Source organism: Cupriavidus sp. 86D6, assembly GCF_057815095.1.
Map to the genome: position 1 here is coordinate 506,546 of NZ_JBYPSB010000001.1, position 12,204 is coordinate 518,749.

The window sequence follows — 12,204 nt, forward strand, 5'->3', positions numbered from 1 at the left end:
CCGACTTACAGTCCGGACGGACCTGATCATCACATTCAGGACGGCAGACGCTGTAGTTGATCCTGCAGCTTCGCCAGCGTCTGTTCGAAATCCGACAAACGTTGTGTTTCCTGTGCCACAACGGCGGCTGGGGCCTTGGCGACAAAGCTCTCGTTGGAGAGTTTGCCACGGCACTTTCCGATCTCGCCCGCGATGCGCTCAATCTCCTTGGACAGGCGCGCGCGCTCGGCCACCACGTCGATCTCGATCTTCAACAGCAGGTGATTGCGGCCGACGATGGCCACCGGGGCGCCGGCTCCCTCGCGCTGCAGCGCCGCTTCGTCTTCGAACACCTTCACTTCGGAAAGTTTCGCCAGCGCCTGCACCTGCGCGGCGGCTTCCTTCAGGAACGCACTGTCCCCATGGGCATACAACGGAATACGCTGGGCCGGCGAGATGTTCATCTCGCCACGCAGGTTGCGGCAGGCGTCCACCAGGGCCTTCAGCTGGGCCACCCATGCTTCGGCGGCCTCGTCGATCTTGGCCGCGGCCGGCAGCGGGTAGGCCTGCGTGGCGATGGTCTCGCTGCCGTCGCCCTTGGCGCGGCCGGCCAGCGGCGCCACCTTCTGCCACAGTTCCTCGGTGATGAACGGAATGATCGGATGGGCCAGGCGCAGTACCGTCTCCAGCACGCGCAGCAGCGTGCGGCGCGTGGCGCGCTGTTGTGCCTCAGTGCCGGTCTGGATCTGCACCTTGGCCAGTTCCAGGTACCAGTCGCAGTATTCGTCCCAGACGAACTTGTAGATCGCGCTGGCGATATTGTCGAAGCGGTACTCGTCGAAGCCCTTTTCGACGTCGGCCTCCACGCGCTGCAGCAGCGACACGATCCAGCGGTCGGCCTGCGAGAAATGCAGGTAGCCGTCCGGGCCGCAATCCTTGTCGCACGGGCCCATGCCGCAATCATGGCCCTCGGTGTTCATCAGCACGAAGCGCGTGGCGTTCCAGAGCTTGTTGCAGAAGTTGCGATAGCCCTCGCAGCGGCCGGTGTCGAAGTTGATGTTCCGGCCCAGCGTGGCCAGCGACGCGAACGTGAACCGCAGCGCATCGGCGCCGAAGGCGGGAATGCCCGCCGGGAATTCCTTCTTCGTCTTGGCTTCGATCTTGGGGGCGTCCTTGGGGCGGCGCAGGCCGGTGGTGCGTTTCTTGAGCAGCGGATCAAGTTCGATACCGTCGATCAGGTCCACCGGGTCCAGCGTGTTGCCCTCCGACTTGCTCATCTTCTTGCCTTCGGAGTCGCGCACCAGGCCGTGGACATACACGGTATGGAACGGCACCTTGCCGGTGAAGTGCTTGGTCATCATGACCATGCGCGCCACCCAGAAGAAGATGATGTCGTAGCCGGTGACCAGCACCGACGACGGCAGGAAGTGCTGCAGCTCGGGCGTTTCCGCCGGCCAGCCCAGCGACGAGAACGGCACCAGCGCGGACGAGAACCACGTGTCCAGCACGTCTTCCTCGCGGCGCAGCGGGCCGGTGCTGCCGGACGCCTGCGCCTTGGCGCGGGCGTCTTCCTCGGTGCGGGCGACAAAGCAGTTGCCGGCATCGTCGTACCACGCCGGGATCTGGTGACCCCACCACAGCTGGCGGCTGATACACCAGTCCTGGATATTGGCCAGCCACTGGTTGTAGGTGTTGATCCAGTTTTCGGGCACCAGCTTGATCTCGCCGCTCTGCACGGCGTCCAGCGCCACTTCGGCAATCGAGCGGCCCGGGTTGAACGTGCCTTCCGGCGCCGGCTTGCTCATCGCGACGAACCACTGGTCGGTCAGCATTGGCTCGATCACACTGCCGGTGCGTTCGCTGCGCGGCACCATCAGCTTGTGCTTCTTGACTTCGCCCAGCAGGCCCTGGGCTTCAAGGTCGGCCACCATCTGCTTGCGGGCGTCGAAACGGTCCATGCCGGCGTAGGCGGCCGGCGCGTCGGCCACCACCTTGGCGTCCAGCGTCAGGATCGACAGCTGCGGCAGGTTGTGGCGCTGGCCCACGGCGTAGTCGTTGAAGTCGTGGCCCGGGGTCACCTTGACCACGCCGGTGCCGAATTCGCGGTCGACGTACTCGTCGGCAATCACCGGAATCTTGCGGTCGGTCAGCGGCAGGTGCACGAACTTGCCGATCAGGTGGGCGTAACGCTCGTCCTCGGGGTGCACCATCACCGCGGTGTCGCCCAGCATCGTCTCGGGGCGCGTGGTGGCCACGGTCAGATGGGTCAGGCCGCGCACGGTGTCGGGCTCGGCCAGCGGATAGTGGATATGCCAGAGCGAGCCTTCTTCCTCGACGCTGTCCACTTCCAGGTCGGACACGGCGGTGCCCAGGACCGGGTCCCAGTTGACCAGGCGCTTGCCGCGGTAGATCAGGCCCTGTTCATACAGGCGCACGAAGACCTCGGTCACCGCGCTCGACATCTCGGGCGACATCGTGAAGTACTCGCGCGTCCAGTCGATCGATGCGCCCATGCGGCGCACCTGGCGCGTGATGGTCGAGCCCGATTCTTCCTTCCAGGCCCAGACCTTCTCGGTGAACTTCTCGCGGCCCAGGTCGTGGCGCGACACGCCTTGCGCTTCCAGCTGGCGTTCCACCACGATCTGCGTGGCGATGCCGGCGTGGTCGGTGCCCGGCACCCACAGCGTATTGGCGCCGCGCATGCGCGCATGGCGGGCCAGGCCGTCCATGATCGTCTGGTTGAACGCGTGCCCCATATGCAGCGTGCCGGTCACATTCGGCGGCGGCAGCTGGATGGCGAAATCGGGACGCGCCGGATCGAAAGTGGGCTGGGCGATGCCGCGGCGCTCCCATTCGGGGCCCCATTTGGCCTCGATGGCGGCGGGTTCGAAGCTCTTGGCAAGGGACTGGTCTTCTGCGGTCATGCTCGGATGTCTTGGGATGCTTGGAATGCGGATCGGGGCTCGGACCGGCTCGCGGCGGGGCGGGCGGCGGCATTCGGCCGGGGAAAACGTCAAATTATAGGGGAGCCGGCGTACCGATGCGCATTTCCGGGCCGGGAACGGGCACCTGGGGGCTGCCGCGCGGCGCCTGCCGACAGGTCCGGGCGGCGGCCGCCGGTATAATTGCCGCCTACTTTATTGGCCCCGATCCGATGTCCAGCCTGCTTGCCAATCTCAACGCCGAACAACACGCCGCCGTCACTTTGCCGGACGAACCGGCCCTGATCCTGGCTGGCGCGGGCAGCGGCAAGACCCGCGTGCTGACCACGCGCATCGCCTGGCTGATCCAGAACGGGCGGGTGTCCCCGGCCGGCATCCTGGCGGTGACCTTCACGAACAAGGCCGCCAAGGAAATGCAGACGCGGCTGTCGTCGATGCTGCCGATCAACACGCGCGGCATGTGGATCGGGACGTTCCACGGGCTGTGCAACCGCATGCTGCGGGCTCACTTCCGCGACGCCGGGCTGCCCCAGACCTTTGCCATCCTGGACACCCAGGACCAGCTTTCGGCCCTCAAGCGGCTGCTCAAGCAGCTCAACGTCGACGACGAGAAGTACCCGGCCAAGAACCTGCAGTACTTCATCAACAACGCCAAGGAACAGGGCCTGCGGCCGGCCGACGTCGAGGCCAACGACGACTTCAACCGCCGTTTTGTCGACCTGTATGCCGCCTACGACGAGCAGTGCCAGCGCGAGGGCGTGGTCGATTTTGCCGAACTGCTGCTGCGCTGCTACGAACTGCTGCGCTACAACGACGCCATCCGCCAGCACTACCAGCACCGCTTCCGCCACGTGCTGGTCGACGAGTTCCAGGATACCAACGTGCTGCAGTACCGCTGGCTCAAGCTGCTGGCCGGCTACGGCACGGGCAGCGCCGCGGCCGTGTTCGCGGTCGGGGACGACGACCAGAGCATCTACGCGTTCCGGGGCGCCAATGTCGGCAACATGCGCGATTTCGAGCAGGAATTCCGCGTGCGGCACATGATCAAGCTAGAGCAGAACTACCGCTCGCACGGGCACATCCTCGACAGCGCCAACCATTTGATCTCGCACAACGCGCGCCGGCTCGGCAAGAACCTGCGCACCGACGCGGGGCACGGCGAGCCGGTGCGGGTGTTCCAGGCCGGCTCGGACGGGCAGGAGGCATCGTGGATCGTTGAGGAAATCCGCGACCAGATCGCCCAGGGCATGGTGCGGTCCGAAGTGGCGATCCTGTACCGCAGCAATGCGCAATCTCGCGTGATTGAGCATGCACTTTTTTCATCAGGCATCCCGTACCGCGTCTATGGCGGCCTGCGCTTCTTCGAGCGCGCCGAAGTCAAGCACGCGCTGGCGTACCTGCAGCTGATCGAGAATCCCCGCAACGACGCCGCGTTCGGCCGGGTGGTGAACTTCCCCACGCGCGGCATCGGCGCCAAGACGCTGGAAAACCTGCAGGACGCCGCGCGCCAGTACAACTGCTCGCTGGCCGAGGCGGTGGCCTACGTGCCCGGCAAGGGCGGCACGTCGCTGGCGGCCTTCCTGCGCCTGATCGAACAGATGCGCGCGGAGACCAGCCGCATGACGCTGGCGCAGACCGTGGAATACGTGACGAATACCAGCGGGTTGATCACGCATTACCAGACCGAAAAGGAAGGCCAGGACCGCATCGAGAACTTGCAGGAATTGGTGACGGCCGCGCAGGCCTTCGTCGTGGAAGAGGGCTACGGCCTCGACGCGCTGGCCCGCATGCTGCCCGCCAGCCGCGACGCCGCGCCGGCGCTGGCGCAGGGCGACCAGGCCCAGCAGGTGCTGGACCCCGAGCAGTTGCCGGTGGTGATGACCCCGCTCGTGGCGTTCCTGACGCACGCCTCGCTGGAGGCCGGCGACAACCAGGCCCAGGCCGGCCAGGACGCCGTGCAGATGATGACCGTGCACGCGGCCAAGGGACTCGAATTCAATGTGGTGTTCATCACCGGCCTGGAAGAGGGCCTGTTCCCGCACGAGAACAGCGCCATGGAAGCCGACGGCCTGGAGGAGGAACGCCGCCTGATGTATGTGGCCATCACCCGGGCGCGCGAGCGGCTGTATCTGTCGTTCGCCCAGAGCCGCGTGCTGCACGGCCAGATGCGCTACCACGTGCGCTCACGGTTCTTCGAGGAACTGCCCGAACCGGCGCTGAAGTGGATCACGCCCCAGGGGCAGGCTTCGTACGGCAACTATGGCGTGAGCCGCCAGGAGCGCGACAGCGCCTGGGGCCGCGACTGGTTCAAGCGCGCCGAGGACGTGCCGTACACGGGCAGCAAGGCCACGGGCGGCATGGACACGGGCAAGAACTACGCCGAGGAAAAGCGCGCCGCGGCCACCGGCTTCCGCGTGGGGCAGAACGTGTTCCACACGAAGTTCGGCGAGGGCAAGATCAAGGCGCTGGAAGGCGAGGGTGCCGATGCGCGCGCCAATATCGACTTCAAGCGGCACGGTGCCAAGTGGCTGGCGCTGGCGGTGGCGAAGCTGGATCCGATCGACTGAGGATGGATTTGCGCCCCGGTGCCGATGGCGGCAGCGGGGCGCGTCAGGTGCGTCGGGGCGTGGCAGGTCAGGCCTGCCGGGCGCTTTCCGTGGCCTCGCCGGGCGGCACGATATTGAAGCAGCCGCGATAGGTGGCGTAGAACGAGCAGTACAGGATCGCCAGCATCAGCAGCGAGTACGGCGTCACCAGGAACGACATGACCGCCTGTGCGCCCAGCGCCGCGAACACCGTTTCCAGCACCAGCGGCACCGCTACCAGCAGCACCGCGAACATCACCGCATAGGTGAAGAACGCGCCGCGGTTGCGCCAGCAGGCCGTCCAGCTGAAGAACAGCGCCTTGACCGGGGGCACCTGGTGCCAGGCGGCCAGTAGCGGCGCAAACCAGAACATCATCGCCACCGGCGTGTATAGCACTGCGCCGATCATCAGCGCGAAATAGAGCTGGCGGATGGCATCGGCCGACGGCTCCTCGCCGCGCAGCACGATGGGTGCCACCGCGCCGATATCGACCACGGCCGTGGCAATCAGACTGAGCGAGAACACCAGCACCGCATAAATGGCCCCGAGCACCAGCAGGTGGCGCGTGGCCTGCTTGCCGTTGGTCCGGAATCCGGCCAGCAGGATGGTGGGCAGCACCCGCTTGTTCTGGATGACCTCGCGGCAGGCCGTCATCACGCCCACGTACAGGCCGGGCGTGAAGACGAGCAGGGCGATGATGCCGAACAGCGGCACGAAGATCGCCAGCTGGGCGGCAATCAGGTAGATGAACAGCAGCATCAGGAACGCCAGCGGGTTCTTGCGGAACAGCCAGATGCCCTGGCGCAGCCAGACGTAGCCTTCCTTGGCGGAAACTTCCAGTAGTTGCATGGCGAATCAGATCCAGGGGAGCGTCGCCCCGTCGTCGATGCGACGGCGCAGGATGCGTTCGAAGTGGGTCGGATCGTGCGGCTGGAGCATGTCGGCCTCGCGCGGGAGGTAGAAATCCCACAGGCGCGACACCCAGAAGCGCAGCGCGCCGGCGCGCATCATGTCCTGCCAGTGCGCGGCTTCCACGCGGGTCAGCGGGCGGACCGCGTCATAGGCACGCAGCATGGCCTGCGCGCGGACCGGGTCGAGCTCGCCGGTCGCCAGGTCGATGCACCAGTCATTGACCGTCACGGCCAGGTCGAACAGCCACTTGTCGTTGCCGGCGAAGTAGAAATCGAAGAAGCCGCCCAGCCGATGCCGGCCATCGACCGTATCGAACAGCACGTTGTCGCGGAACAGGTCGCAATGGCACGGGCCGCCCTGCAGCGCGGCGTAGTCGGCACTGCCAAAGAACGCCGTCTGGTGCGCAAGCTCGTGGGTCAGCAGCTGGCGCTGGCCGGCGTCCAGGAACGGCGTGATCTCGGGGGCGGTCTGCTGCCACCAGGCCAGGCTGCGCAGATTCGGCTGCTGGCGCGGATAGTCCTGGCCGGCCAGGTGCATGCGTGCCAGCATCGTGCCGACTTCGGCGCAGTGGTCGGCTGCCGGGGTCAGTTGCGATGCGCCGGGCAGGCGCGTGACGATGGTGGCCGGCTTGCCCTTCAGTTCGCGGAGGATCTCGCCATCGCGCGCCGGCATCGGGGCCGGTACGCTGATGCCGTGGCGGGCCAGATGATCCATCAGGTGCAGGTAGTAGGGCAGCTGGTCGGAGCGCAGCCGCTCGAAGATGGTCAGCACGTACTCACGCGTGACGCCATCCTGCTCCATGGTCAGAAAGAAGTTGCTGTTCTCGATGCCCGAGGCGATGCCACGCAGCGCGCGCACTTCGCCAAGGTCGTAATCAAGCAGCCAGCGGGCGATCTCGTCCTGCGAGACCGTGGTAAATACGGCCATACTGTCAAATTGGTACGAAACGGAGGGCCGACGGACCGCAACCGCAAGGTCACGTTCCGCCGCCGCGGCATTGCTGCCGGAGGGCCGGCGCGATCCTCGCCCGGCAAGCGGCGCCGGCGCGGATCGTGGGTGAGAAAGGCGTAAGACTATCAGGTCTGCCGGATCGATCCCCGGAACAGCCCGGAACCCGGCCTCAGAACTTCAGGTTGACCGACGGCACGCGGTTCACGTCGTGGTCGCGAATCCGGGGTGAACTGTCTTCGGGTTTGCTCATCTCGTACTTCGTGCCAAAACCGGACTGCACCTGGATTTCGGTCGCGCGGCCCTTGTCGCGGTATTCGGTCACCTGGGTGCCGTCGCGTTCGCGCAGCTTGAAGCTCGGCTCGCGGGGCTGGTTCAACTGGCTCTTCGCCGCAGGAGCAATCGGCTGGTTGTTGATTTTATTGAGTTCCTGCTGCGTCAGCGCATTGCTGGTTTCCTCTGCCAGCGCCGCCTGCGTGGCAGTCAGTGCCAGGACGGTAGCGGCGAGCGCGAGCAGATAGCCGTGGCGGCCGATGGCGGCATGCAGATCGGCCAGCCTGGCACCCGGTTGCGAAGGGGAAGTCATCTGAGGCTCCTGTGCGCGCGGGCGCTGGGCCCCGCGACGCGGAATTGGCCTGCACGCAGCCGGCGGCGCAGGCTGTGGCAGGTGGGCAGGCTTCCATTCTAGCAATTCCTGTCGTTTTCCGGGTCGCTCTCGTGGCCTTGCGTCCACCTGCCGGACCTGTCGGCCGGCGGGCGGATGTGGCGCGTAATGCCTTACAGATAGAACATTTCTTCCTTGGGCGGAATCGGGTTGTCGCCGCCGCGCTTCTCGTAATACTCGTACACGGCTTCGAGCACTTCCTGCGGTTCGTCGACGATCTTCATCAGGTCCAGGTCGTGCTCCGCGATCAGGCCCATCGGCAGCAGCGTGAAGCGGAACCAGTCCAGCAGGCCCTTCCAGAACCGGCTGCCGTACATCACCACCGGCACCGAGCGCGACTTGCCGGTCTGCACCAGCGTCAGCACCTCGGCCAGTTCGTCGAGCGTGCCGAAACCGCCCGGCATGACGATGAACGCGTCGGAATTCTTCACGAAGGTGACCTTGCGCGTGAAGAAATGGCGGAACCGCATGGCGATGTCCTGGTACGGATTGCCCTGCTGTTCGTGCGGCAGTTCGATGTTCAGGCCCACGCTGGCGGACTTGCCCGCGTGCGCGCCCTTGTTGGCTGCCTCCATGATGCCGGGGCCGCCGCCGGAGATCACCGCGAAGCCCGCGTCCGAGAAAAGCCGGGCGATTTCGATGGTCTTCTGGTAGTACGGAGAGTCCTCGCGCAGGCGCGCGCTGCCGTAGATCGAGACGGCCGGGCGGATCTCGGAGAGGTACTCGGTGGCCTCGATGAACTCTGCCATAATCGTGAACATTTGCCACGAGGCGCGCGCCTTCTTGGCCGTCGCACGGTCTTCGTCGGCCAGTGCACGCAGGCTTGGGATCATCTTGCGCGGATTCGCGCGCGCTGCCGCCGCACGCGCGGCAGCTTCCTGTTCTTCGGGGTTCTTGCCGGCAGCCGCGGCATCGGCCTTGGCGGCGATGGCTGCGGCATGCGCCGAGGCTTTGCCGGGCGGCGGATTCACCGTGTTACCGGAAATGTCGGAAACATCCGTGTCGGCGAGGGGCGCTGAATCAGCGCCGCCAATGGGGGCACCAGTCAATTTAGAGTCCATGGGAATGTCGGATAGTCCAAAAACACTCTTGCTCGTCGATGGGTCGAGCTATCTGTATCGCGCGTATCACGCGCTGCCGGACCTGAGGAATGGCGAAGGTCTGCCCACAGGGGCAATCTACGGCATGATCAACATGTTGCGCAAGCTGCGCAACGATTACCCGGCAGAGTATATCGCCTGCGTGTTCGACGCCAAGGGCAAGACGTTCCGCGATGATCTATATCCCGCATACAAGGAACATCGCCCGTCGATGCCCGAGGACCTGGCCCGCCAGATCGAGCCGATCCACGAGGCGGTGCGCGCGCTGGGCTGGCCGATCGTGGTCGTGGAAGGCGTGGAAGCCGACGATGTGATCGGCACGCTGGCCTGCCAGGCCACGCAGCAGGGCGTGCGCACGGTGGTATCCACGGGCGACAAGGACCTGGCGCAGCTGGTCAACGACAGCGTCACGCTGGTCAACACGATGAGCGGCGAAGTCCTGGACCCGCCGGGCGTGGTGACCAAGTTCGGCGTGGCGCCGGAGCGCATCGTCGACTACCTGTCGCTGATCGGCGATGCCGTGGACAACGTCCCCGGCGTGCCGAAGGTGGGCCCCAAGACCGCCGTGAAGTGGCTGACCGAATACGGCACGCTCGACAACATCATGGCCAGTGCCGATGGCATCAAGGGCGTGGTGGGCGAGAACCTGCGCAATACGCTGGACTGGCTGCCGCGCGCCCGCGAACTGGTCACGGTCAAGACCGATTGCGATCTCGGCGACGCCGTGCCCGACTTTCACGCGCTGCACGACCTGGGCGAGGACAAGGACAAGCTGGTGGCGTTCTTCCAACGCTACGGCTTCAAGACCTGGCTGCGCGAAGCCACCGGCGAGTCGCTGCCGAATGCGCGCGCCGCCGCGGCCCGTGCCACGCCACAGCCGGCACAAGGCGGTCTGTTCGATACCGCACCGGGTGCCGCCGAGGACCCGCCCGCCGAAGACCTGCCGCCGGCCGAGATCCGCTACGAAACGGTGACCACCGAAGCCGCGCTCGATGCGTGGCTGCAGAAGCTGGTGGACGCGCCGCTCGTGGCGATCGATACCGAAACCACGTCGCTCGACCCGATGCTGGCCGAACTGGTGGGCATCTCGGTGTCGGTGGAGCCGGGCGAGGCCGCCTATATTCCCGTGGCGCATCGCGGCCCCGACGTGGCCGGCGAGGAAAACCACGGCCAGCTGTCGCGCGAATACGTGCTGGACAAGCTGCGCGCGTGGCTGGAAGACCCGGCGCGCCCCAAGCTGGGCCAGCACCTGAAGTACGACGCGCACGTGTTCATGAACCACGGCATCACGCTGCGCGGCATCGCGCACGACACGATGCTGGAAAGCTACGTGCTGGCGTCGTACCGCAACCATGGCATGGACAGCCTGGCCGAGCGCCTGCTGAGCCTGAAGACGCTCACCTACGAAGAAGTGTGCGGCAAGGGCGCCAGCCAGATCGGCTTCGACCAGATCGACCTGCAGCGCGCCACCGAATACGCGGCCGAGGACGCCGACGTCACGCTGCGCCTGCATCGCAAGATGTTGCCGCAACTGGAGCGCGCCGAGGGCCTGAAGTACGTCTACGAAGGCATCGAGATGCCGGTGTCGGTGGTGCTGCAGAAGATCGAGCGCAACGGCGTGCTGATCGATGCCGACAAGCTGGCCGCGCAGAGCGCGTCACTGGGCCAGCGCATGCTGGAAGCCGAGCAGGCCGCGCACGAGGCCGCCGGCCAGCCGTTCAACCTGGGATCGCCGAAGCAGATCGGCGAGATCCTGTTCAACCAGATGCAGCTGCCGGTGGTCAAGAAGACCGCCAGCGGCGCGCCGTCCACCGACGAAGAGGTGCTGCAGAAGCTGGCGGAGGACTACCCGCTGCCGAAGCTGCTGCTGGACTACCGGGCCCTGTCCAAGCTCAAGTCGACCTACACCGACAAGCTGCCCAGGATGGTGAACCCCAGGACCGGCCGCGTGCATACCAGCTACGGCCAGGCCACGGCGGTGACGGGCCGGCTGGCGTCGACCGATCCGAACCTGCAGAACATCCCCGTGCGCACTGAGGAAGGCCGCCGCATCCGCGAAGCGTTCATCGCCGGGCCCGGCAATGTGATCGTGTCGGCCGACTATTCGCAGATCGAACTGCGCATCATGGCGCATATCTCGGGCGACGATAACCTGCTGCGCGCGTTCGCCAACGGCGAGGACATCCACCGCGCCACGGCCGCCGAGATCTTTGCGGTGGAGCGCGAGGCCGTCACCAGCGAGCAGCGCCGCTACGCCAAGGTGATCAATTTCGGCCTGATCTACGGCATGAGCGCGTTTGGGCTGGCCAGCAACCTGGGCATCGAGCGCGAGGCGGCCAAGCACTATATCGACCGCTACTTCATGCGCTATCCGGGCGTGGCCAACTATATGGAGGAAACGCGCCAGAAGGCGCGCGAGCAGGGTTACGTCGAAACCGTGTTCGGCCGCCGGCTCTGGCTGCCCGACATCCGGGGCGGCAACGGCCCGCGCCGCCAGGCCGCCGAGCGTGCCGCCATCAACGCGCCGATGCAGGGCACGGCCGCCGACCTGATCAAGCTGTCGATGATCGCCGTGCAGGACTGGCTGGAAACCGACAGGCTCGCGTCGCGCCAGATCATGCAGGTGCACGATGAACTGGTGCTCGAAGTGCCGCAGGCCGAGTTCGACCTCGTGAAGACGAAGCTGCCCGAGCTGATGTGCTCGGTGGCCACCCTGAACGTGCCGCTGGTGGCCGAAGTCGGCAGCGGCGCGAACTGGGAAGAAGCGCACTAGCGGCCGCACCCGCGGCCTGGCCGCGCACGGCAGGCACCCTGGGGCGCACTTCCCGGGGGGGCTACCGGCAGCACAGTCGCGCATGCGCCGACGGGGCACAGATCGCCGCGTCGGCGCTGTCTCCCGCGCGATGCCGATGTATGCAAAGAAGTACTGTCTGAATCGACGCGGGAAGGCTTGCCAGCCGTGCTGCTCTGCAGCACACTGGCAGCAAGCCAGCCGTTTCCTGGCAGTACCAGCCGCACACAGAACATCGGCCTCGCGGTGCGAGACCACAACAGAAAGACGCCGCAGGGGCCT

The 12,204-nt window shown here is 66.1% G+C and carries 7 protein-coding genes; 2 read left to right on the plus strand and 5 right to left on the minus strand.

Annotated elements, in window-relative coordinates; genetic code table 11:
* Positions 1 to 35 precede the first annotated feature (35 nt).
* Positions 36 to 2,903, minus strand: coding sequence for a valine--tRNA ligase (locus AC3G88_RS02350; RefSeq protein ID WP_488893099.1), 2,868 nt, complete (start codon positions 2,901 to 2,903; stop codon positions 36 to 38).
* A gap of 230 nt (positions 2,904 to 3,133) precedes the next feature.
* Here AC3G88_RS02350 and AC3G88_RS02355 point away from each other — a divergent pair, with 230 nt between their 5' ends.
* Positions 3,134 to 5,488 carry a UvrD-helicase domain-containing protein gene (locus tag AC3G88_RS02355; RefSeq protein ID WP_488770567.1) on the plus strand — a complete coding sequence of 785 codons (2,355 nt, stop codon included), beginning with the start codon at positions 3,134 to 3,136 and terminating at the stop codon, positions 5,486 to 5,488.
* Between the two features lie 67 nt (positions 5,489 to 5,555).
* On the opposite strand, the gene AC3G88_RS02360 is transcribed toward AC3G88_RS02355, so the two are convergent.
* The 4 genes from AC3G88_RS02360 to AC3G88_RS02375 form a co-directional block, all read right to left on the minus strand.
* On the minus strand, positions 5,556 to 6,356 hold the full coding sequence (locus tag AC3G88_RS02360; RefSeq protein ID WP_153945552.1) for a BPSS1780 family membrane protein: 801 nt from the start codon (positions 6,354 to 6,356) through the stop codon (positions 5,556 to 5,558).
* Between the two features lie 6 nt (positions 6,357 to 6,362).
* Complete coding sequence (locus AC3G88_RS02365) at positions 6,363 to 7,346, minus strand: homoserine kinase (RefSeq protein WP_488770565.1); 984 nt, start codon at positions 7,344 to 7,346, stop codon at positions 6,363 to 6,365.
* A 193-nt stretch (positions 7,347 to 7,539) separates the two neighbouring features.
* Positions 7,540 to 7,953, minus strand: coding sequence for a DUF2782 domain-containing protein (locus AC3G88_RS02370; RefSeq protein WP_488770564.1), 414 nt, complete (start codon positions 7,951 to 7,953; stop codon positions 7,540 to 7,542).
* A gap of 191 nt (positions 7,954 to 8,144) precedes the next feature.
* Positions 8,145 to 9,092: an LOG family protein gene (locus AC3G88_RS02375; RefSeq protein WP_175459820.1), complete on the minus strand. Its 948-nt coding sequence runs from the start codon at positions 9,090 to 9,092 to the stop codon at positions 8,145 to 8,147.
* Positions 9,093 to 9,096: 4 nt separating this feature from the next.
* Between AC3G88_RS02375 and polA the strand changes: the two genes are divergently transcribed.
* Positions 9,097 to 11,904 carry a DNA polymerase I gene (gene polA, locus AC3G88_RS02380; protein WP_488770563.1) on the plus strand — a complete coding sequence of 936 codons (2,808 nt, stop codon included), beginning with the start codon at positions 9,097 to 9,099 and terminating at the stop codon, positions 11,902 to 11,904.
* Positions 11,905 to 12,204: the final 300 nt, after the last annotated feature.

Excerpts from the sequence above, each read along its gene's own strand:
- AC3G88_RS02365 (WP_488770565.1), bottom strand. The coding sequence starts at position 7,346 with ATGGCCGTATTTACCACGGTCTCGCAGGACGAGATCGCCCGCTGGCTG.
- polA (WP_488770563.1), top strand. The coding sequence starts at position 9,097 with ATGTCGGATAGTCCAAAAACACTCTTGCTCGTCGATGGGTCGAGCTAT.
- AC3G88_RS02370 (WP_488770564.1), bottom strand. The coding sequence starts at position 7,953 with ATGACTTCCCCTTCGCAACCGGGTGCCAGGCTGGCCGATCTGCATGCC.
- AC3G88_RS02350 (WP_488893099.1), bottom strand. The coding sequence starts at position 2,903 with ATGACCGCAGAAGACCAGTCCCTTGCCAAGAGCTTCGAACCCGCCGCC.
- AC3G88_RS02375 (WP_175459820.1), bottom strand. The coding sequence starts at position 9,092 with ATGGACTCTAAATTGACTGGTGCCCCCATTGGCGGCGCTGATTCAGCG.
- AC3G88_RS02360 (WP_153945552.1), bottom strand. The coding sequence starts at position 6,356 with ATGCAACTACTGGAAGTTTCCGCCAAGGAAGGCTACGTCTGGCTGCGC.
- AC3G88_RS02355 (WP_488770567.1), top strand. The coding sequence starts at position 3,134 with ATGTCCAGCCTGCTTGCCAATCTCAACGCCGAACAACACGCCGCCGTC.